Source organism: Photorhabdus sp. S10-54, assembly GCF_963878145.1.
GTDB lineage: Bacteria > Pseudomonadota > Gammaproteobacteria > Enterobacterales > Enterobacteriaceae > Photorhabdus > Photorhabdus kayaii.
Genome location: NZ_CAWNXG010000010.1, coordinates 1 through 22,165, shown reverse-complemented (window position 1 = coordinate 22,165; position 22,165 = coordinate 1). Strand labels below are relative to the sequence as shown.

General features: G+C 38.1%; 24 protein-coding genes and 3 pseudogenes. 7 read left to right on the top strand and 20 right to left on the bottom strand.

Annotated features, from left to right (window positions below; genetic code table 11):
• Window positions 1-74 precede the first annotated feature (74 nt).
• Window positions 75-422, bottom strand: coding sequence for a YacC family pilotin-like protein (locus tag AACQ83_RS07585; RefSeq protein WP_112877032.1), 348 nt, complete (start codon window positions 420-422; stop codon window positions 75-77).
• 204 nt (window positions 423-626) lie between these two features.
• On the opposite strand from AACQ83_RS07585, the gene cueO reads away from it, so the two are divergent.
• The 4 genes from cueO to hpt all read left to right on the top strand — a co-directional run bounded on the left by cueO (window position 627) and on the right by hpt (window position 3,740).
• The gene (cueO, locus tag AACQ83_RS07580; protein WP_112877031.1) at window positions 627-2,171 is read left to right on the top strand and encodes a multicopper oxidase CueO; all 1,545 of its coding nucleotides are present in this window, start codon (window positions 627-629) and stop codon (window positions 2,169-2,171) included.
• 112 nt (window positions 2,172-2,283) lie between these two features.
• Window positions 2,284-2,544 carry a Panacea domain-containing protein gene (locus AACQ83_RS07575; protein ID WP_255566960.1) on the top strand — a complete coding sequence of 87 codons (261 nt, stop codon included), beginning with the start codon at window positions 2,284-2,286 and terminating at the stop codon, window positions 2,542-2,544.
• Window positions 2,545-2,557: 13 nt separating this feature from the next.
• Entirely contained in the window at window positions 2,558-2,755 is a 198-nt protein-coding gene (locus tag AACQ83_RS07570) for a Panacea domain-containing protein (protein ID WP_262981281.1), read from the top strand.
• Window positions 2,756-3,203: 448 nt separating this feature from the next.
• Window positions 3,204-3,740, top strand: a complete 537-nt coding sequence (hpt, locus tag AACQ83_RS07565) for a hypoxanthine phosphoribosyltransferase (protein WP_112877030.1) — start codon at window positions 3,204-3,206, stop codon at window positions 3,738-3,740.
• Window positions 3,741-3,907: 167 nt separating this feature from the next.
• Here the strand turns inward: hpt and AACQ83_RS07560 are convergent, their stop codons facing one another.
• The 3 genes from AACQ83_RS07560 to can form a co-directional block, all read right to left on the bottom strand.
• Window positions 3,908-4,249 carry a type II toxin-antitoxin system ChpB family toxin gene (locus AACQ83_RS07560; RefSeq protein WP_112877029.1) on the bottom strand — a complete coding sequence of 114 codons (342 nt, stop codon included), beginning with the start codon at window positions 4,247-4,249 and terminating at the stop codon, window positions 3,908-3,910.
• Entirely contained in the window at window positions 4,249-4,503 is a 255-nt protein-coding gene (locus AACQ83_RS07555; protein WP_225816796.1) for an AbrB/MazE/SpoVT family DNA-binding domain-containing protein, read from the bottom strand. The genes AACQ83_RS07560 and AACQ83_RS07555 overlap by 1 nt, the downstream gene beginning before the upstream one ends.
• Window positions 4,504-5,019: 516 nt before the next feature.
• Window positions 5,020-5,673: a carbonate dehydratase gene (gene can, locus AACQ83_RS07550; protein WP_011145235.1), complete on the bottom strand. Its 654-nt coding sequence runs from the start codon at window positions 5,671-5,673 to the stop codon at window positions 5,020-5,022.
• A 187-nt stretch (window positions 5,674-5,860) separates the two neighbouring features.
• Here can and AACQ83_RS07545 point away from each other — a divergent pair, with 187 nt between their 5' ends.
• Together AACQ83_RS07545 and AACQ83_RS07540 are read left to right on the top strand one after the other, a co-directional pair.
• On the top strand, window positions 5,861-6,772 hold the full coding sequence (locus AACQ83_RS07545) for an ABC transporter ATP-binding protein (protein WP_112877027.1): 912 nt from the start codon (window positions 5,861-5,863) through the stop codon (window positions 6,770-6,772).
• Between the two features lie 11 nt (window positions 6,773-6,783).
• Window positions 6,784-7,554, top strand: coding sequence for an ABC transporter permease (locus AACQ83_RS07540; RefSeq protein WP_112877026.1), 771 nt, complete (start codon window positions 6,784-6,786; stop codon window positions 7,552-7,554).
• A gap of 99 nt (window positions 7,555-7,653) precedes the next feature.
• Here the strand turns inward: AACQ83_RS07540 and panD are convergent, their stop codons facing one another.
• From panD to cpmA, 16 genes and pseudogenes are all read right to left on the bottom strand, one after another.
• Window positions 7,654-8,034, bottom strand: a complete 381-nt coding sequence (panD, locus tag AACQ83_RS07535) for an aspartate 1-decarboxylase (RefSeq protein WP_112877025.1) — start codon at window positions 8,032-8,034, stop codon at window positions 7,654-7,656.
• Between the two features lie 67 nt (window positions 8,035-8,101).
• The gene (gene panC / locus AACQ83_RS07530) at window positions 8,102-8,956 is read right to left on the bottom strand and encodes a pantoate--beta-alanine ligase (protein WP_112877024.1); all 855 of its coding nucleotides are present in this window, start codon (window positions 8,954-8,956) and stop codon (window positions 8,102-8,104) included.
• A 53-nt stretch (window positions 8,957-9,009) separates the two neighbouring features.
• The gene (gene panB / locus AACQ83_RS07525; protein WP_112877023.1) at window positions 9,010-9,801 is read right to left on the bottom strand and encodes a 3-methyl-2-oxobutanoate hydroxymethyltransferase; all 792 of its coding nucleotides are present in this window, start codon (window positions 9,799-9,801) and stop codon (window positions 9,010-9,012) included.
• Between the two features lie 89 nt (window positions 9,802-9,890).
• Entirely contained in the window at window positions 9,891-10,385 is a 495-nt protein-coding gene (folK, locus tag AACQ83_RS07520) for a 2-amino-4-hydroxy-6-hydroxymethyldihydropteridine diphosphokinase (protein ID WP_112877022.1), read from the bottom strand.
• 6 nt (window positions 10,386-10,391) lie between these two features.
• Window positions 10,392-11,894 (bottom strand): polynucleotide adenylyltransferase PcnB, encoded by a 1,503-nt coding sequence (gene pcnB / locus AACQ83_RS07515; RefSeq protein ID WP_240000729.1) that lies wholly within the window; start codon window positions 11,892-11,894, stop codon window positions 10,392-10,394.
• A gap of 90 nt (window positions 11,895-11,984) precedes the next feature.
• Window positions 11,985-12,935 carry a tRNA glutamyl-Q(34) synthetase GluQRS gene (gene gluQRS / locus AACQ83_RS07510; RefSeq protein WP_112877020.1) on the bottom strand — a complete coding sequence of 317 codons (951 nt, stop codon included), beginning with the start codon at window positions 12,933-12,935 and terminating at the stop codon, window positions 11,985-11,987.
• A gap of 62 nt (window positions 12,936-12,997) precedes the next feature.
• Entirely contained in the window at window positions 12,998-13,453 is a 456-nt protein-coding gene (dksA, locus tag AACQ83_RS07505; RefSeq protein ID WP_011145244.1) for an RNA polymerase-binding protein DksA, read from the bottom strand.
• Window positions 13,454-13,648: 195 nt separating this feature from the next.
• Window positions 13,649-14,356, bottom strand: coding sequence for a DNA/RNA nuclease SfsA (gene sfsA, locus AACQ83_RS07500; protein WP_112877019.1), 708 nt, complete (start codon window positions 14,354-14,356; stop codon window positions 13,649-13,651).
• A 502-nt stretch (window positions 14,357-14,858) separates the two neighbouring features.
• A complete protein-coding gene (gene cpmH / locus AACQ83_RS07495; RefSeq protein WP_370446050.1) occupies window positions 14,859-15,419 on the bottom strand; it encodes a carbapenem biosynthesis protein CpmH in 561 nt (186 codons plus the stop codon).
• The gene (gene cpmG, locus AACQ83_RS07490; RefSeq protein ID WP_011145247.1) at window positions 15,400-15,936 is read right to left on the bottom strand and encodes a carbapenem biosynthesis protein CpmG; all 537 of its coding nucleotides are present in this window, start codon (window positions 15,934-15,936) and stop codon (window positions 15,400-15,402) included. The genes cpmH and cpmG overlap by 20 nt, the downstream gene beginning before the upstream one ends.
• Window positions 15,926-16,774 carry a carbapenem biosynthesis protein CpmF gene (gene cpmF / locus AACQ83_RS07485; protein WP_112877017.1) on the bottom strand — a complete coding sequence of 283 codons (849 nt, stop codon included), beginning with the start codon at window positions 16,772-16,774 and terminating at the stop codon, window positions 15,926-15,928. Before cpmF ends, cpmG begins: the two co-directional genes overlap by 11 nt.
• An 8-nt stretch (window positions 16,775-16,782) precedes the next feature.
• Window positions 16,783-17,037, bottom strand: coding sequence for a carbapenem biosynthesis protein CpmE (gene cpmE, locus AACQ83_RS07480; RefSeq protein ID WP_112877016.1), 255 nt, complete (start codon window positions 17,035-17,037; stop codon window positions 16,783-16,785).
• Window positions 17,006-18,207 (bottom strand): annotated as a pseudogene (cpmD, locus tag AACQ83_RS07475) (carbapenem biosynthesis protein CpmD). Before cpmD ends, cpmE begins: the two are co-directional and overlap by 32 nt.
• Window positions 18,208-18,283: 76 nt before the next feature.
• Window positions 18,284-19,105 (bottom strand): annotated as a pseudogene (gene cpmC / locus AACQ83_RS07470) ((5R)-carbapenem-3-carboxylate synthase).
• Window positions 19,106-19,867 carry a carboxymethylproline synthase gene (gene cpmB, locus AACQ83_RS07465; RefSeq protein ID WP_112877014.1) on the bottom strand — a complete coding sequence of 254 codons (762 nt, stop codon included), beginning with the start codon at window positions 19,865-19,867 and terminating at the stop codon, window positions 19,106-19,108.
• Between the two features lie 2 nt (window positions 19,868-19,869).
• Window positions 19,870-21,375: pseudogene (gene cpmA, locus AACQ83_RS07460) on the bottom strand (carbapenam-3-carboxylate synthase).
• Between the two features lie 318 nt (window positions 21,376-21,693).
• Between cpmA and AACQ83_RS07455 the strand changes: the two are divergent.
• Window positions 21,694-22,165: DEAD/DEAH box helicase (locus AACQ83_RS07455; RefSeq protein ID WP_339366765.1), on the top strand; the 472-nt coding region annotated here is incomplete at its 3' end.

Here is a 22,165-nt window from a genome sequence, read left to right as displayed (position 1 = left end):
GGGAGCACATAATAACCAACAATTCTCACAGTTGCACGGTGAAATTTACCCCTTTAGGGGTATGAGGAAAAGGACTATTTAACGTAGGCGAATAAACTCAGAGAATCTCTGGCGAGAGCATGGCACTTTATCGCATTAGACAGATAAATTCCTTTTAGATCTTGGTAGCTTTCTTCATTGAGCTTGTCCATCAATCGGCTGTTGTAATTAGTTAAATCCCACTTATTGCGTTGAGCAAAATAAATAATAGCTCGTTTAATTTCCCGGTCAGGAATTTGGCTGTAACCACAGTCATATTTCAGGTAGATAAACACCGCTGTCAGATCGGCCAGATCTTCAGCTTCATTTTCTGTCAGCGCTTTTGCGGGGTGAGAAAAACCGAAAAGAACCAGTATGTAAGTCAAGAGAGCTAATTTTCGCATTTGTATTATTATAATCAATCCATGTCATAGTACGTTAACATATTAATATATTTGTTAGGTAAAATTTATTTTTTAAAATTACTGTAAAGATCGACTTAAATCACATTCCCTTCGCTTGACCTTCCTGTAAGGGTAGCCCTTAGGTTTCCTTTATGAGATGTTTTTTGTTGTCTATTTTTTGATTGATTTAACTAGGAAGTGAATATGCAACGACGTGATTTTATCAGATTAAGCGCCATTATGGGGCTATCCAGTATGTTGCCCGTATGGAGTCGTTTCTCCTTTGCTGAATCTTATCCGCCATTACCCATTCCTCTACAACTAGAGCCAGATGCGGCAGGAAAAATTGCTATTGAAATCAAAGCGGGAAAATCCAGTTTTAAAGCAGGAATGGTGACTAAGACCTGGGGTTACAACGGTGATTTACTGGGGCCGGCACTGAAATTGATTTCTGGTAAACCTGTTACTATTGATATTCGTAATCATCTACCAGAAGAGACCACAGTTCATTGGCATGGTTTGGAGATCACTGGGGAAGCCGATGGTGGGCCGCATGCGATGATTGCGCCAGGTGGGCGTCGGACGGTCAATTTTACGCCTGAACAACCGGAAGCAACTTGTTGGTTCCACCCACATACGCATGGCAAGACGGGTTATCAGGTTGCAATGGGGCTTGGCGGATTAGTACTGATTGAAGATGAGAACAGTATTAATACGGGTTTGCCAAATCGATGGGGCGTGGATGATATTCCGGTGATGTTGCAGGATAAGCGCTTGAATAACGAGGGACAGATTGATTATCAACTGGATGTGATGAGTGCTGCTGTTGGTTGGTTTGGCGATATGATGTTGACCAATGGTGTTGTTTTGCCCCAACATACTGCACCGCGTGGCTGGTTACGTCTGCGTTTGCTAAATGGCTGTAATGCTCGTAGTCTCAATATTGCGACCAGTGATGGCCGTCAATTGTATGTTGTTGCCAGTGATGGTGGTTTGTTAGCGGAACCGGTTGCGGTTAATGAGTTACCGATTTTGTCGGGAGAGCGTTTTGAGGTAGTGATAGATGCTTCGGATGGAAAATCTTTCGATCTGGTGACGTTACCTGTAGTTCAGATAGGAATGACATTACCGCCATTTGATCAGCCGCTGCCGGTTTTACGTATTCAACCTCAGCTTTTTTCTAGCCGCGTAATACTGTCGGAACAGCTTGTCAAGCTTCCTGCATTGCCCTCTTTTACCGGTTTGAATCGGCGTCGTTTACATCTGGCGATGGATAGTCGTCTGGATATGCAGGGAATGATGATGTTGTCTCAGCGCTACGGTGATCGGGCTATGGCGGGTATGGAAATGGATCATGGGAATATAAACCACGGAGATATGCATCATGGTGGCGAGTTAAATTTCCATCATGCCAATACCATTAATGGGCGGGCTTTCTCCATGATGGAACCCGCTTTTGATGTGAAACAGGGGCAGTATGAGCGTTGGGTGATTTCGGGGGTCGGCGACATGATGCTGCATCCGTTCCATATCCACGGCACCCGTTTTCGTATTTTGAGTGAAAATGGCCGTAAGCCTGCTGCTCACCGCAGTGGTTGGAAAGACATTGTTCATGTGGAAGGTAAGGAGAGTGAAGTGCTGGTTCAGTTCAATCATACGGCGGGAGTGAAACATCCATTTATGGCGCACTGTCATCTACTGGAACATGAAGATACCGGCATGATGGTGGGTTTTACTGTTAGTAAATAATTTTGCTGACCGCAATGGAGCATAACAAAGCGTTGTACAGGGATTATGGTAGGTATTAGAATAGGCATAGATTTTGTATATTATTTATCCTGTTTAAATGAAGGTAATTGAGATGCTTAGTGCAAGATTTGACTCAGAAAAAGCTATAGAGTCTATTCTGTACGTTGCCTCTACAGCACCAATTTCTGACATTTATCATGTGGGTAAAATTCTGTATTTTGCTGACCGGCTGCATTTAGAACGTTATGGCCGGTTAATTACGGGTGATAACCATCTTGCAATGAAAGATGGCCCTGTTGCAGAGAATGCCTATGATATTATAAAAGTAGCCAGGGGAGACGGGCGCTTTATTCCAAATATGTGCTTTGCGTGATTTCGATGAAGATGTGTTTAGTGATTCTGATATTGATTGCATAAATGAATCAATTGAAAAATATGGGAATCTCTCTTTTAAAGAAATACGTGATATCAGCCACGATAGTGTTTGGATGGCGGCTAACCAGAATGGAGAGATTCCATTGGAAGTGATCGCTGCCAGTTGTAAAGATGGTGATAAGTTAGTTGCTTATTTGACTTTTACTTGAGTAACGATGACTAATCTTGGTGACAGATTTCCCGCATCTTTTAGGGCAGATTTTTCAGCCAAACAGAGTTTGGCTATAGGAGATGTTCTTTATCTTCACTGCCCTTTTACGACTCTGCCAAAGTTAAAATATCTGTTGGTTTCTCTTCTAAATACTATACCCAATGGATTTCAAGATGCATCGCGACGGCAAGGGAGCGAATCCCTGGGAGCATAGAGAACTATGTGACCGGGGTGAGTGAGTGCAGCCAACAAAGAGGCAACTTGAAAGATAACGGGTATATAAACATCCTTATCTTATGCCATACTTGCCTTTAGATATCCTAGGGAAAAGGAACTGTTCAACAATATTGCTAGAAGAACAGCGTATTAATTGGCATATCAACTGGTTATGATTTTTTATTGATTTTCATATATTTATTCATTAAAAACAATTGGTTAACTTTATAATGAAACACACTGTAGAAGTTATGATCTCCGAACAGGAGGTTAAACAACGTATTGCTGAACTGGGAAAACAGATTACTGAACACTATCGTGACGGCGGTAGTGAGCTGGTGTTGGTCGGATTGCTGAGAGGTTCATTTATTTTTATGGCTGATTTATGCCGTGAAATTCAGATCCCTCATCAAGTCGATTTTATGACGGCTTCCAGTTACGGTAGCGGTATGAATTCCACGCGTGATGTGAAAATTCTAAAAGATCTGGACGAGGATATTCGCGGTAAGCATGTACTGATTGTGGAAGATATTATTGATTCAGGTAATACCTTGAATAAAGTGCGTGAAATTTTAGCGCTGCGTGAGCCAAAATCACTGGCAATCTGTACCTTGCTGGATAAACCTTCCCGCCGTGAAGTTGATGTTCCGGTTGAGTGGATTGGTTACTCAATTGAGGATAAATTTGTGGTGGGTTATGGTATCGATTATGCGCAACTTTACCGTCATCTTCCTTATATCGGTCATGTGGTTTTGTTAGAAGAGTAGTTTTTATCTCATTTGAAAACGGCAACTTTTGGGTTGCCGTTTTTGGCTTTGTGATTCAGGCATGGTGTGTAGGGGGCTGCGTTCCTATTTACATTTCGGCACTGGTGCCTAATACGGCTTCCGGTCATAGAACCATATCGGCAGATATCCCTGATTAACAGTAGAATTTATTCCAATATGCTGGACACTATGGCTAAAATTTCATTAACTACAGACGTCGGTGCCTCTTCAATTTTTCTTGCCTGTCTTGCATTTAGATCGACGGAACGAATGCCATTCGCTAATAACACTCCTTGAGTCTGTGTACCGGTGCCCATTAATGTCACGGCAAAACCTGCGAACCTGGCATAATTTCCTCCTTGTGTTATAGGAGCAATAATTGTTAAACCTAATTTGTTAAAATTGTATGGACTTATTACTAAGCATGGTCTTTTGTCACCTTGCAGTTCTTGACCCGCGACTGGGTTTAAGCAAGCTTCAATAATATCCCCTCGTTGAAATATTGCCATTACACTTCATTCCCTACAGGTTTACTAGCATCCCATTCTTTTAATATTTCAGGCATTGGTGCTTCTGAGTCACATAGAGCAAGTAGATCGGCCAATTTATACTTAGGACGATGGTTTACCGCAGAGATTACAATTTTTCCTTGTTCTTCGACAATTGATAATTGGTCACCCTCTTTCAGGTGGAGAGATTTCAATAGCTGAGCTGGAATAATAGTACCAACAGAGTTTCCAATTTTTCTGACATGAGTGAGCATAGCACTTTCCTCGTAAGTAACGGTTATCACATTGTTGACACTGTAGCGTGGTTTTACCTAAGTGTCAACATTGTTATTACAGATAATGTGATTCAATAGCCCATAAAAATGTTCTTTTTCATGAACTATTTTGTCCATTCAAGGAAAATTTGAAACATTCCTTATTGTAGTAAGAAACGCTAGCCTTTTGTAACAACTTCGACAAGGTAGGAAACAGTCAAATGGAATGAAGGTGGTAGAACTGATAACCGAATTTTTTACCTAGTGGATAATAATATATTTATCTTTCCTTTTTTCTGTAGTGATGATGAATATATTTATCATGAATTACGTTGTTTTCTTTTTATTACCATATTTAGTACATTCGTAAAATAAAGAAATCAAAATAAATACTTAAGATTCAAATAGGCAGCGATTTAATAAAATAAAAATCTGTATAAATATTTGCTTAATTACACTATAGAAGAGGTTAAATATAACCTTTTCTACAGCGTATTTTATGAATGATCTAAAAAATCACTTCTTATGCGTCAGTTTGGATATTGTCTGGCGATAGGCAAGTTCCAGTTTTTCACGACTGTCAGCTGTGACTTCCAGATCCTGCAATTGACCATTATGAATACCGTAAACCCAACCGTGGATCATTACTTTTTGGCCTCGTTTCCATGCTGCTTGCATAATGGTTGAGTGACCAAGGTTATATACTTGCTCAACAACGTTAATTTCGCACAGACGGTTCAGACGCTCATTAGGGGGTAATTCACCTAGCATAGAACTGTGTTTATACCAAAGATCACGAATATGTAGCAGCCAGTTGTTAATCAACCCCAGTTCGGTGCCATCAATTGCCGCTTCGATACCACCGCAACCGTAGTGTCCGCAGATAATGATATGTTCAACTTCCAGTACGTCTACCGCATATTGAATAACTGAAAGACAATTTAAGTCAGTATGAATAACCAGGTTTGCAACGTTTCTGTGAACAAATAAGTCACCGGGGGCGGCATCAATTAGTTTTTCTGCAGGTACCCGGCTGTCTGAACAACCAATCCATAAGAAATGAGGTTTTTGTGATTTTGCTAATTCTTTGAAAAAAATTGGATTTTCTTCGTTAACCGATTCTGACCACTGCTTGTTATTGGCAAGCAGCTCTTCTATTTTTTTCATCATGATTCATAGCCTGGTAGTGTTTCTTTAAGATAGAATCATATACAACATCAATTGAAATTTTAATATTTTATTGCTGTTTGTTTTTAATCTTTCTGCTGCTTTTGCAAAGCAAGTCAGGCAGAAAAGGGGCATTATGTTTCCACATTACACGCAAAGGCGACCAGATAATAAAGGTGTTTTGTAATTTATGACTTATGCATTGGAGTTAACGCAGCTTACTAAGACTTACACTGATGGCGTTAAGGCGCTGCGTGGGATAGACCTGAATGTGGAAGTTGGAGACTTCTACGCATTATTAGGCCCGAATGGTGCAGGGAAATCCACCACAATCGGCATTATTAGCTCTCTGGTAAACAAAAGCAGCGGTAAGGTTAAAGTGTTTGGCTATGATATTGATACTGATATTGTGAATGCTAAACGTCAATTAGGTCTTGTTCCGCAAGAATTTAACTTTAATCCGTTTGAGACGGTGTTGCAGATTGTTCTCAATCAGGCCGGTTACTATGGTGTACCGCGAAAAGTGGCTCAAGCCAGAGCGAAAACTTATCTGTCGCAGTTAGATCTGTGGGAAAAACGCAATCAACGGGCGATTCGTTTGTCTGGTGGGATGAAACGACGTCTGATGATTGTACGTGCGTTGATGCATCAGCCTAAATTATTGATCCTTGATGAACCGACTGCCGGTGTTGATATTGAACTTCGTCGCTCTATGTGGAATTTTTTGCAAGAGCTGAATGCTCAGGGAACGACAATTATTCTAACGACTCACTATCTGGAAGAAGCAGAAATGCTGTGCCGTAATATTGGTATTATTCAGCATGGTGAATTGGTGGAAAACACCAGTATGAAAAATTTACTCAGTCGGGTGGAATCTGAAACATTCTTCTTCGATCTGGCAACACAAAACCCAATTCTTGAACTAGTAGGATATGATTATAGACTGCTGGATGCTTCTACTTTGGAAGTGGATGTTCAACGTGGTCAGGGAATAAATAGCGTATTTACCCAATTAAGTGCTCAGGGTATTCATATTTTGAGTATGCGTAATAAAGCGAACCGTCTGGAAGAGTTATTTGTCAGCTTGGTGAGCAACAAATAAGGAGATAGTAAATGATTCAGTTGTACTGGGTGGCGCTAAAAACTATCTGGATTAAAGAAATTACCCGTTTTGGTCGTATCTGGGTACAGACTTTATTACCGCCGGTTATTACCATGTCGCTCTATTTTATTATCTTCGGTAGCTTGATTGGTTCACGTATTGGAGAAATGGGCGGTGTCGATTATATGCAGTTTATTGTCCCTGGCCTTATTATGATGGCAGTGATTACTAACTCTTATGCCAATGTTTCTTCCTCCTTCTTTGGTGCGAAATTTCAGCGCAGTATTGAGGAATTATTGGTGGCGCCGGTTCCGACACACATAGTGATTGTGGGGTTTGTTGGTGGTGGTGTTGCCCGTGGTGTCAGCGTCGGTATTCTGGTGACATTGGTTTCTCTATTTTTTGTGCCGCTTCATATTCATGAGTGGTGGATGATTGTTGTCACGTTGTTGATGACCTCCATTTTGTTCTCACTAGGTGGTTTGCTGAATTCGATTTTTGCTAAAACATTTGATGATATCAGCATTATTCCGACCTTCGTATTAACGCCACTGACTTATCTTGGTGGGGTATTTTATTCATTGACATTATTACCCCCATTTTGGCAAGCGGTTTCCAAGTTGAACCCGATCGTTTATATGATTAGTGGTTTCCGTTATGGTTTCTTGGGGATTACTGATGTTTCTTTGATAATTACGTTGAGTGTTTTGACTGCATTTATTGTGGTTTTTTATCTTGTTGCTTGGTATTTAATTGAAACAGGGCGGGGATTGAGAACTTAATTGTAGATTATTTTGTTATTAAATGGTGATGAATGGGTAGGGGAAGTTTACTTGCAATGTCTTCACAACCTACCCATTATTGAGCGCTTAAATTAATATTTAAGCTACCTGAACTGGCACGGCTTTAGCTATACGGCTCATAATATTATCACCGTCGAAGTAAGCGATATTAGGCTTATGATGACGGGCATCTTCGTTAGGGATTTGTACATATGAGCAAATAATTAGCTTATCACCTACCGCAGCACGGCGTGCTGCTGCCCCGTTAACTGAAATTATTCTAGAACCACGTTCAGCGGCGATAGCATAAGTGGAAAAACGCTCGCCGTTATCCACGTTATAGATATCAATAGCTTCATATTCCAGAATACCGGCTACATCCATGAAATTCTGATCAATTGCACAGGAACCTTCATAATGCAAATCTGCCTGAGTGACTTTCACCCGGTGCAATTTCCCCTGTAGCATCGTACGCAACATGGTTTTTCTCCTGATTCGATGACAACTTAGAACCTTTTTGCATCAATAACGCCTGATACAACGGCGATTATTGCGTTAAATCTACTTGTTGATTATCGATCAAACGGGTTTGCCCTAACCAGGCAGCCATTAGAATAACGGCTTTTTTGCTTTCGGTATTTAACGGCGCCAATGTTTCGGCGTCACGGATAAACAACTCATCAGGTACAAAACCCGTTTCGTGTAGTTGTGCGGAAGCTTGAATGAGCAATTGTTCTGTGTGGCATTCACCCTGTGCCATTTTTTCAGCGATAGATCGCATGATCTTGCCGAATTCTGGGGCGATTCGACGTTCATCGGCTGTTAAATTGTTATTACGCGAACTGAGAGCCAGGCCATTTTTGTCGCGCACAGTAGGTACTGAAACCAGCGTAATATCATAAGCCAGGTCGGCGATCATTTTGCGAATAAGTTGTAATTGTTGAAAATCTTTTTCGCCAAAGTAGGTTAAATCTGGTTGCACTAGATTGAATAGTTTGCTCACCACGGTTGAAACACCACGGAAATGACCGGGACGACTGGCCCCTTCCAGCATGGTAGAAAGCCCAGGAACTTCAATATAAGTCTGATGTTCCATACCATCAGGGTATATTTCCTTATCAGCAGGAGCAAATACCAGATCGACACCGTGTTGATGAAGTTTTTCGCAATCTTCCTGTAAAGTGCGGGGATATCTTGCCAGATCATCCTGACGATTAAACTGCATCGGGTTGACGAAAATAGAGACGATCACAATATCTGCTTGCCCTTTGGCTGTATCGACTAACGTCATATGGCCGTCGTGCAAGTTACCCATTGTTGGCACCAGTGCAATGCGTTTTCCTTCCTGACGCCAGCGGCGGATTTCACGGCGTAGAATCGGTACAGTTTCGACAATCAGCATTGCTTAATACTCCTTAATGTGTTTATAGCCTTCGGGCTAACAAGGGTAATTTATTAATAAAATGAGTGTTCTTTACCTGGGTAGGCGCCGCTTTCCACTTGTTCTTTATATAAGCGGATGGCATCACGTATATTTCCTGCTTCTTCAAGGAAGTTTTTCACAAATTTAGGGGGGCTTACGGTAATGCCTAGTGCGTCATGCATCACTAAAACTTGCCCATCAGTCACATTACCGGCGCCAATACCAATTACCGGGATCTGTAATTCATCGGTGATACGTTTAGCTAAATCAACGGGTACGCATTCTAGTACTAGCAGTTGTATGCCTGCCTTTTCTAAGGTAATGGCATCTTTTATCAATTGATTCGCTGATACTTCATCACGACCTTGAACTTTATAACCGCCAAGAATATGGACTGATTGAGGAGTTAGCCCTAAATGAGCGCAAACGGGTACAGAACGCTCGGTAAGCATGCTAATGGTATCGTATAACCAGCTACCGCCTTCAAGTTTCACCATGTTAGCGCCAGCACGCATAAGCTTGGCTGCGTTTTCACAACTTTGCTCTGGTGTGGCATAACTCATGAAGGGCATATCGGCAATGATAAAAGTATAAGGTGCTCCGGCACGGACGCAACGAGTATGATAGACAATATCTTCAACTGTCACTGGAATGGTGGTATCAGCCCCTTGCACAGTCATACCCAGTGAGTCACCAACCAGCATGACATCGATACCTTGCTCGGCAAACAGGTGGGCAAAGCTGGCGTCATAAGCGGTAATAGTTGCAAATTTACGTTTTTCTTTTTTGAGCTGATTCAGATCAGTCATGGTTATTGGTTTCATTATTTATCTTCCTTCTCCTGCAATTTTTCTTGTTATGTACAGAAATCGGCCACGGACTGAACTGAGATCCCTATATGTAATGATTAGAATCAGAGCTGCGGTTGCAGCCAGAGTGTCAGGCCGTTTTCTGGGATGTGTTTCAGTCTTTCAGATAAAGCTTCCCCATCAGGAAATATAAGATCAGGGGCAATTTCAGCTAACGGGTAGAGCATAAATTCGCGTTGTTTTAGTCCGTAGTGAGGCACTGTCAATCGTTCGGTAGTAATCACCTGATCACCAAATAGCATGATATCCAGATCGAGTGTTCTTGGCCCCCAGCGTTCATCTTTTCTTACCCGTCCCTGGGCCAGTTCAATCGCCTGAGTGTGATTGAGTAATTCTTCCGGTGTTAGCGTGGTTTCCAGTGCGACTGCCGCATTCAGAAAATCAGGTTGATTCTGCGGCCCCATCGGTTTAGTACGATACAGTGAGGAGCAGGCAATACATTCTGTTTCCGGTAAATCTTTTAATGCAGCAAGTGCATTTTTTACTTGCTGCATAGGTTCTGCCAGATTGCTACCAACAGCGATATAAACACGAGCCATAATTTATTAGCTGTTCCTGCTCAGTCTTGGTTTATAGTGACGGCGAGGCCGTGTACGACGACGAACAATCTCACTGCCCAGTTCAGAAATCATACTCCGTTGCTGTGATGCATTGACTTGCTGAAATTCTCCCCACCAATCGACAAGATCTTTTAGCTCATTGCGATTTTCAACATTGGCTCTCAGTTCCAGCAAATCATAGGCAGCACGGAATTTAGGGTGTTCCATCAGTTTATTTGCCCGCTTACCATGACGGCGTGGCAGACGTAACTGTAATTGCCAGATATCACGCATGATGGTTGTCAGGCGCTTAGGAATGGCAATGGAGTGGCATTGCTCATCCAGAATGTCATTCATCGCCAATGCAAAAGCATCGTAGTAAGCCAGGCCACCTTCTTGAGACAGCTTTTCCGCATGTTCAACCAGTGGATACCAGAGCATTGCGGCGAACAAAAACGCCGGGTTAACCCGTTTATCATTTTGTAACCGGTAATCGGTATTCTTCAAAACCTGATTGAGTATACGTTCCATTGGCGAATCGTTATTTTCGGTGAAATAGCGTTGAACCAATGGGAAAAGTGGTTGAAATAGGCGGTATTCGCGCAGAAGTTTATAAGTGCTGTAACCTTGACCGGTTTGTAAAAGTTTTAAAGATTCTTCAAACAGACGGGCAGGTGGAATATTACTCAGCAGAAAAGCCAAACGAGAAATAGGTTCGGCGGTACCTTCGCTGATGGTCATATTCAGTTTGCTAGCGAAACGGATCGCACGCAGCATTCTTACTGGATCTTCCCGATAGCGGGTTTCAGGATCGCCAATCAAGCGGATAACACCGGTTTCCAGATCATGAAGGCCACCGGCATAATCACGCAGAGAGAAATCATTGATACCGTAATAGAGGCTGTTTATGGTGAAATCGCGGCGCATAGCATCTTCTTCAATTGAGCCGAAGATGTTATCCCGCAGTAGCATGCCGCTTTGTGCTTGTTGTGATTGATTTTTATCATCAGAACCCGTTTGTTCATGTGGACCACGGAATGTTGCGACTTCAATCACTTCCTGACCAAACATAATATGAGCTAAGCGAAAGCGGCGTCCAACCAGACGGCAGTTGCGAAATAATTTACGCACCTGTTCTGGTGTGGCATTGGTGGCAATATCAAAATCTTTCGGTTTTGTACCGAGTAATAAGTCACGGACACCACCGCCAACCAAATAGGCTTCAAAACCGGATTTATTCAAACGGTAAAGGACCTTCAGTGCATTTTCACTGATATCTCTGCGGGAAATACAATGTTGTTCCCGTGGAATTATCGTTATCGATAAATTCGAATGAGGATTCTCCTGTTCAACCTTCCTTGGTGTCTCCACATTGGATAAGAGTTGATAAGGGTTTTGGCGATTAGAGTGAAGAGTTATGTACTCTTCCTGAGCAGAACGGTCAGATCCGGTGACTGGCCTTTCACTGGCTGCCTGTAGTTCGCGGTTATTTTTCCCTTCGCGGATCAATAAGTTACGGCAGAAATTTGCTACTCGGTTAAAAATGGTACACCTCGATAAGTAACTAATCATATAAAACAAATAAAAAACAGCGGCTAATCATAGCCTACTGTGTATTTTTTGAGAATGGTTGTTATGACTAACCGTAACTTTATTCATGTTATCTATGTGCATTTTACCTTGTCGTGGAATTCGGTCCAGATCCCAACGTGCTGTTGCTTTTTGTAACAATTGATCACGAGAAAGATCTTGCCAATTTTCTATAACAGATTGATTAAGGAAAGATAATACTTCAATCAGTAATGGCCGGGGATCATCCAATGGGATCGGCTGAGCATGATTCTGTTTGGAAAGTTTATTGCCGTCCTTATTCAGAGCGAGTGGTAAATGAATATAGTCAGGTATTTTGAGATTTAACTGCTGATAAAGCGCAATCTGGCGGACAGTTGGTTCAATCAAATCTGCCCCTCTTACCACCTCAGTCACCCCTTGGTAATCATCATCAATAACAACCACTAAATTATAGGCAAATAAACCGTCACGACGGTGAATAATAAAATCTTCTTCAGCCATGACCGGATCGGCGTTCAGATATCCTTGTAATTTATCTTCAAAACCGTAAACCGGATGACGCTGTTTGAATCGAATTGCTGCATGATCAATGGGCAAATTTAATTCACGACAGTTTCTATCATAAAAACCATTAATCTGATGAATGCGTTGACGGGTACAGGTACAGTAATAACTTAAACCTTGTTGTTGCAATTGATTAAGGACATGGCGATAAGCCTCATGGCGTTGAGACTGATAGAGAATTTCACCATCCCAATGTAAACCGTAATGTTCAAGTGCGTGAAGAATCCGGCTGGCAGCACCGGGAACTTCTCTGGGCGGATCAATATCATCAATACGTATCAGCCACTTTCCCTGACAAGCACGGGCTTGCAAATAGCTGCCAATGGCAGTGATTAATGAACCAAAATGCAGGTCACCAGAAGGTGATGGGGCGAAACGCCCAATATAAGCTTGGGGACGTTCAGATTTTATCATATGGAGATCAGTGGGGTTGTTTATACGGCGTCATAAAGACGCCGTATTCGGAACACCATTAATTAGCCAGCCATCTGTTTTTCACGGATTTCGGCCAGCGTCTTACAATCAATACACAAATCTGCGGTTGGACGGGCTTCCAAACGACGGATGCCGATCTCAATGCCGCAAGATTCACAAAAACCGAAATCGTCATCTTCGACTTTTTTCAGGGTTTTCTCGATCTTCTTAATCAATTTACGCTCACGATCGCGGTTACGTAATTCAAGACTGAATTCTTCTTCCTGCGCCGCACGGTCAACTGGATCAGGGAAGTTCGCTGCCTCATCCTGCATATGAGATACAGTACGATCTACTTCATCCCTGAGTTGATTGCGCCATGCTTCAAGAATTAGCTTGAAATGCGCCAACTGGGCATCGTTCATGTATTCTTCACCTGGCTTCTCTTGGTAAGGTTCTACCCCAGCGATGGCGAGAATGCTTAAGGACGAGGTTTTACGTTTTTGCCCTTCTTGCATAATACTTCTCCTAACACACGCACTATCAAACGAACCCCTAGCGGGGAAAAAAATAGGCCGTTATAAATAGCAGATGGAGCAAGGGTTGGCAATTGTTCCTGCTATTAGTTTCACAATGGTGTGGAAGCAAATGTATTGTATGCCTTTACACCTTGTACAACTTGGCTGCAAATATTAGGTGAATCGGTAAGTTAATCATTTTAGTACAAAAGTTAACTTATCGCCTAAAACCATCCCTTTTCCTGTCATGTTGGCCTGGTAACAGATAACTTCGACCCCAGAATTTTGCGCTTGTTCCAAAAGAGATGAATAATTATGATCAATATGTGCAGCCGCCGCGACCTGCCTGATGCCAGAATGCAAGACTGCAAAAAATAAAACAGCCCTTTGCCCTTGTTCTGCTATGTGTTGCAATTCCCGTAGGTGTTTTTGCCCGCGAGTCGTGACAGCATCAGGGAAATAGCCACAATTTTCCTGGAGAAGAGTCACTGATTTCACTTCAATGTAGCAATTAACTTGCTGTTCTGCCTGTAATAGCAGATCTATCCGGCTGTTCTCTTCGCCATATTTCACTTCCCGGCTGATTTTTTTATATTCAGAAAATTCTGGAATAGCATTTTGTGCAATGGCCTCAGCGACTAGATCATTTGCTCTGAGCGTATTAACACAAATCCAGTGACCATCCTGTGTTTCTGTCAATTCCCAACTGTTGGGGTATTTACGTTTGGGATTATCAGAGGTGGAATACCAAACCGTATCTCCCGGTGTCGCACAGCCGGTCATTGCGCCCGTATTGGCACAGTGGATAGTCAGTGTTTCTCCTTCCGGTGTGATGACATCAGCTAGGAAACGTTTATAACGACGAATGAGTGTGGCGGATTGTAACGGAGGATGGAATTTCATAAAAACGCCTTAATGACGGATGGCATAAGATTGAAGCAGGCAATGCTACAATGTTCTTTCAGTCGACCAAAACATCTTTCCACAACATTTCGTCTTATGGTCGAATTTTACCCGTCTATCTGACCGGGATTTTTCGTTTGATTTATACCCGTCATCTTTCAAGTTGCCTCTTTGTTGGCTGCACTCACTCACCCCGGTCACATCGTTATCTATGCTCCCGGGGATTCGCTCCCTTGCCGTCGCGATCCATCTTGAAATCCATAGGGTATATACGGAATTATCACTTTTATTCCCTGATTTTTTAATCGGCTACGTAATGATTGGCTGGAGTAATCTTTATCCGAAATAACTGCTTTTGAACGATGTTTCATAAAACTGTTTTTATGCTGAATACCAAGACTATCCAGCAGGTGTAATGTATATTAGTCGAATCTGCCATTAAATAGTTATTTAATGGAGTGTACTATTCCGTTGCTTTTGAAACCCCTATTATCGCTTAAAATTAGTAAAGAATTTCAAGTTGAACAGGATCACTTATTATTTTAATAACCCCAGTGTCAGATTTTTCAAATTCAATTTGATATTTTTCATTGTCAATGCCTGTAATAATATTATCTAGATAAGAATATGCGAATCTTATTGATTTGCTTTTAGCCCATTCAGGTAATAAATGCACATAGTAGTTAAAAACTATAAACCCTCTTTTTTTATTTATGTAAGTTATACTTAGAATGTTTTTTAACATCATTCTACCGTAACAAAAATCACCATTTTTATTAAATTCTTTTTTTCCTAACTTGGTTAAGTTCCATAATTTATTTTTTCCTCTTTTAAAATCCAATTTCACTAATCCAGCATCAACAAGAGATTCCATGTTCGCATTAACCCATATAGAATTTTCATTAATTGATACTGGCCATTCAGTTTCACCTAGGCATAATAATATTTTATCGTCAATTTTTTTTTGTATTTTTTTTCTAAAAGATTCATTTTCTCCTGAATGACAAAAAAAAGATAAAAAAACAAAAAAAAATAAAAAAATTTCATAAACTACACTCCATATTATATTCTGTCATGGCATCACTAACATTTTTATATTTTTTCTTTGTAAGATAGGATTTAGTATAATCCCAATAATAATTTGAAATACCAGGCACTTCATTGTTGTATTTTATATCATATTTAATAAATTCTACTGGGTATTCTCCAAATATGTCATCATCATTATTTTTTTTGCGAAAAAAAATAATATAATAAACTCCATTTTTTACCCTTAGCTCGTAATCTTGTATTTTTATTTCAGAAGCAGATAATTTAAAATCAAACCAAGTAAAACCAGTATCATTTGGGAGTGGAACTATATTAAATTTCCCATTTTTATTTTTTATAAAAACAGTTAATGTGTTACTTGGATGAGATGTATTGTTTTCAAATTTGGCATAAAAAATTACATCTTTTTTTCCATCACCATTCAAATCTATAAGATTGATTCCATCCTTTAGATTTACCTTATTTCCGCAATGAGAAAATGCCTCAAACGAGAAAAGTAAAATAAAAATAAGGTAAAATTTATTTTTCATTTAAATAGCTCCTAACTAATCTAAATCCAACATCTGGCATAATATATCCTGAACTATGGTTATCACAACTGGATAAGCTGTTTGCATGGGAAAGATAACTTCCACCACAAAAATAGTACAACTTAACTGTACCAAGTTCATAACTATCATAGACCCATTCAGAAACATTTCCACTCATATCGTATAAATCTAAGTCGTTTGGAGATAATTTACCTACAACCTGTGTTCCAAAATTACTTGTATTAAACTCTGGATACCATGCCACCTTCTTAGAATCATTGCTTCCAGAGTGATAGTATCCATATCTTCCTAATCGTAAGGCAGGTTTTCCGCCCCTTGCTGCAACATGCCATTCATTTAAGGTAGGTAAACGATAGCCATTAGCGTTTGTATTTATAAAGATCTCTAAGTTTTTGTCTTTTTTTCTAATAATTTTATTTCCTTTTTGAAAATATACTGGAGTGAGTTTTAATTTCTCACTTAATGCATTTGAAAAAAGAATGGTATCTAACCATTTAATACTAGTCACAGGATGCCTGCCTTCATCCTGCTCAGGAGGAAGACAATCTTCATAATATGCCCCATTACATCCATCATCAAAATCATAACCATTTAATATAGCCCATTCATATACCTCTTTATATTCTGAATAAGTAACTTCATTCTTCATGATATAAAAAGAATTTAATGTAACATTAGAATGAGATTCATAATTTTGAGCGCCAAACACACTACCAACGTAAAAATCACCGCCTTCAACAAAGCTGAGTTTCATGTTATCAAATGAATATGCTTTTGATGACATTATTATAGATAAAAACAAATAAATATATTTCATTTTTTTTCCTATATTTCAATGTTGCTTTTCGGGTATGAGCAGCAAGTCAATATATATCCAGAAGATATTTTATCTCTAGATATTCCACCAGAATGATCTAAATTAACTTCACCAGAAATAAGCTTTACTTTACATTTGCCACAATATCCAGAAGCGCAATGATATTTTAATTTAACTCCATTCTTATAAGCACATTTCAAAATCGTTTCATTCGATGATATATCAAAAGAATCATTTCCAATTTTTAATGTAAAGACATCCATTTTTATCTCCCGTATTTTTTTAATCTTAAAATAATCTCTTTCATTATCTTTTTGTTTTCTGTAACAAAGGTATCTGAAGCCACTGCATTTTCATTTATCCTTCTTAATAAATATGGCAATGATTTATCAATTGGCCCATATGGTAAATATTTACACGTCCTAATACCATTGTAAGCTAGTTTTGATGAAATATGATCTCCAATCCCGTACAATTGTCCAATCCAAAATGATTTATTTTTTAATTCATTCTTATTTAATATGATTGATATACTATTTTCATTATGAGTTGCAAAAAAAGGATAAAAATACTCAATTCTTTTTGATATGTATTCAGCTAAATAATTATAATTTAAATCAGTCTCTTCTTTTTTTAAAAAAAATGTTCCAATTGATTTTTCTTTATTTTTAATCTCTTCTTCTAAATAAGCTCCTCTAACAATCTTAATACCAACTTTAATGTTATTATCAATAGCAATTTTATGTAGTAACATCAGAAGATCAATGGATTCTTTTTTGTAGGATTGTATTGTTAATGTTATAATAGGCAATATTTTATTGTGTTTAATAATGCTATCTATGACAATCTTGTCTACTGCTGCCTGAATCCAAGATTGCTCTGCATCAATCATAACTTTAACTGATTTAATTTCTGCATAATGAAATATTTTTTCATAACGTTCTAATATCCTACTCCAAGAATTAATTTTTTCTCCAAAAAAATTCCAACCTCTCATTTTTTCTTCATAAAGATGAATATCTCCTAGTGATGAAGGCTTAATGGCAACATATGGTATATTGGACTCTTTGCTAGCGAGATCAATTAATTTTAATGTTGACTCTAGCGCATTATTAAAGAAAATTTCGTCGTTTTTCCCTTCAATTGCATAATCTAATATGCTATGAATATTATTTTTTGATAGAAAAATCACATTAGCCTTTGCTTCATCTATACTTTCACCACCAAAATAAACCCCATTTAAAAACCTAATAAAAAACTTATTTTTTTATTTAAAATAAATCTCATCATCCATAAAGAAATTTTTTTGTGATTTTATTTGTTAACAATAAAGTTACAAAAAACTTAAGAAAAAGGGTTGATATACTATATCTAGAATACAGTGATGTTTCGTCTTTAAAAACTTTATTGTTGTTTGATTTTTTATTAGCCATTATTTGTAATTTCTATAGTTATAACAACTCATATGTCACTTTATTTTTACCTCCCCTTCTATGAAGGGGGAGGAATTTAAATATCAGCAGTTTGCCCACGGTAGAGACGACGAACGATATTATCGTCATCAAATTCTTCCCTTTCATGAATAACTCTTCTGTTATCCATTATAATTAAATCACCTTTTTCCCAATAATGCTTATAATAATAGCGGGGATTTTTCATAAATTCAGTAAGCTCAGCAAAAAATCTCTTTGTTTCTTCATCTGTGAACCCAACAATTCTTGGCTCCCAGCTGGCTGGTTGTCCTTCATCGAATGGAAAATATATTAGCATTTTTCTCACCCATCCAAGGTCAGTAAATACAGGAACTTGAAACCATCCAGCAGGAGATACATCTACGTAGTAGCCATATTCTAGAACTATTACTTCAAAAATTTCATTTTATAAAATATTTAATAAATGTTTAGGCATTTCTTTGCATGCAAGAACATGGTCACAAACGGTAGTTGCTCCTCGAAACTTCATGTTTTTTATTTCAGCAGCATATAAAAAAACTTGATCTACTTGCGATAATAATAACCCACCATCAGCATGAAATGGGAGTTGTCCACGCCCAGTGACAATTTTTCCTTTTTCGCCTTCAAGTTTTAATGTATCACGATACCCAAAACCAACATCTATTTTTTCATCTGCATACTCAACTATTGTTCCATATTTGCTGTATATATCGCGAAATTCATCAGCATTAAGGTTTATTTTATTGACTACAATAAAGCCTTGTCTCATTAGAAGATTTTTAATTTCTTTAGCAGAAGCTTTCAAAAAATCATCTGTACTAATGTTAGCACCAAAACCTGACTGCATTATTGGTGACCATTGTAAATTTTTATTCATTTAATTATCCTCATAATATTTATCACCAAGTACTTTTTTAAAGTGCTTTTGAGAATCTCTAGAGCCAAACGAATTTTTATGAACTAATTTTGATTCTTTTCTGCTATCTTCCAAGATATCAACGAATTTTTTGTTCATAAATTTTTTTGTGTTCGAGTATGCTGTTTTCGGATATTTTGCTAGTAAATTAGCGCGTTCTATAGCTGTTTCTAAAAGAATTTCTTTATCTATTACCTGATTTGCAATGTTGTATTTAATACACATTTCTGATGAAAGTTCTTCGCATTCAAATACAATTTTTCTCATTATATTATGTCCATGTGTAAAACTAAGTATAGCTGCACCTACAGAACAACCAATACCGTGTTTTAATTCAGGCATTATAAATTTAGCTTCGCTTGATATAATTCTTTGGTCAAACATTAGAGCAAATTGAAATCCCATTCCTACAGCATAACCATCTACCGCAGCTACTGTTGGTTTGTTTACGTTTAAAACAGCACAATATAGATCTATCACTCTATCTATCCAACGTTCCACATTTTCTCCTGATAGATTTTTAACTTCATTGAAATCTCCCCCAGAAGAAAAAGAACGATTCTCTCCACCATAAACAACAATGGCTTTAACATTGTCATCTTGATCAGCTTTAATTAAAGATTTTTTAATTGAATTTTCTAAGCTTTCACTAAATGGATTATGCTTATTTTCATGGTTAAGTATAATTACTCTAATTGAGCTAAAATCTCTTTCTATTACCATATCTAACTCCTTTTTATAATTTCACGCAACTTGGTTGAATTTGCTTCTTCAATTGACAATTTTCCTGTCAAAAACTCTTTATATATAGAATAACTAAACCTTGTTTTATCTTGATAGTTATTTACTTCAGTTCCTATCATTGTTGCAAAAAACTTATTGACAGATGATCCTTCATGAATACCTATTTTTTTTCTCCATATTATTTCTTTTGGGAGGATATTTATACTGTTTGCATATTCTCGTAAAATATTTTTAACTTCATTATCTCTTATTTTAAAGTATGGGTCCAAATTATGACATAAAGATATAAGATTATTAGTCCAAAATGGGTGATAAACGTTCAACCCATAATTTCCTGCTCCATGAGTTGAAAATTCTCCTGTCCATTTAGTTCTATAAACTTGCTCAGATAATATTTTATTTGGTTCAATATAGGATTTTCCGGGTTCTAATATCCCTCCAAATAATAGATCAGAACCATATCCTGTTATCAATGAGTTAACTTTTCCTTTTGCTAATTCATAAACATTAAATAATCCTGATTGAATCTCAGAAGATAATCCGTCAAATATTTCATTATGATAAATAGCTTTTACTACACCTGATATAACTTCATCTTCACTAAGAATTTTAACTTCGTGTTCTGTACCGAGATAATCAGAAACAATTTTAGAAAATTCAAATTCATTGCTTAATTCTGTTCCTATAGATCATGTTTTTACTTTATCAAAATACTTTGATGCTAAAGCAGTAACTAAACTTGAATCTAATCCTCCTGATAGTGGAACACCTATAGTTTTATTATTTTTAGATAACCGGGAAATAGAATTTCTCAAATCAGAATCAATTATTTCAAGAAGGTCACTTTCTTTTATATCAAAAGAATTTTCCTCTACAGGAGGTATTACATACTCAACTCCTAAATGAGGATATCTTTGTTCATCAAATGTTAATTTATTTATTGTACCAGGCTTTCATCTAGACACATTTCTTATTGGTGAAAAATTATCTGGTTTTAGTGAGCTCTTAATAACTTCGCTTTCAGATTTGAAATCAAAAGCTTTATCTCCCTCTACCTTACCAACAATCTTCAAGCTATTAGTAATCCAAATAAAATCTGTCTGTACTAAATTTACTAAATTTAATCCTCTAGACTCTGTTGTTACTTCTATATTTCCTTTTTTATCCTCAATAAAAAGGCAATAATCCCCTTCTGCTATAGAAATAATGGAATTGCCAAATTTTTCTCTAATTAATAATAAAACCTCCACATCGCTAAGCACACCAGCTCTTCCTTCTATTTTTCCAAGAATGAATCTGATGGTAGATATGTTATATATATTACCAATTAAAAAATCAGTATATCTTTCACTTTTAAATTTAGATACATTTGTTGTATTACGGAAGAGTATTCTTCCGGTAGATAACTCATCAAATTGAAACTCATTTGTTAATTCATTTAAATTTTTATCAAAACCATATTTGACAAAGCAAAATTCAGAGCCCAATTTTAAACTCCTTTCATAACTTTGTAAAAATAATTAAGAATCTAAGTAATTAAAAGATTAGCACATTAAATGAATTTATCAATGTATTTGACATTAAAATTATTTATATATCTAATCTAACTATTTGTTTTTAAAAACAGAAACCGCAATATTACTGTATCAATGGCAATTATGTATGATTATATTCTGTCTGTACCCTGTATTGGCACAGTGGATAGAATTTCATAAAAACGCCCTAATGACGGATGGCATAAGATTGAAGCAGGCAATGCTACAATGCCGGCGGTTGAAAGTTAACTTTCTTTGTATGGAGTGTTTGTGTCTTTATTGCCTGTATATGAGGTCGTCGAGCCTGTCCTGAGTACGTTGAAAAGTTCACAACAGGTCCTGCTTCATGCTCCGGCTGGGGCCGGGAAATCGACGGTTTTGCCATTGGAAATTCTGAAAAAAGCCGATTTCTCTGGGCGTATCATAATGTTAGAACCACGGCGGATTGCTGCTCGCAGTGTCGCCAATCGCCTTGCCGCTCAATTGAATGAAAATATCGGGCAGACCGTGGGTTACCGGATGCGTTCAGAAACGAAAATGAGTGCAACTACTCGCCTTGAAGTGGTAACAGAAGGCATTTTAACCCGAATGTTACAGCAGGACCCCATGCTGACACTGTCTTTCATACACAAATCCCCTGATAAAAAATCGGGGGATTTTTTTGAATCTTTTTCTATTTTGCTGATCTTAGTAATAACTATTTCATTGAGGTACGGTAAAATGTTCCAAACTCACGCAGAAC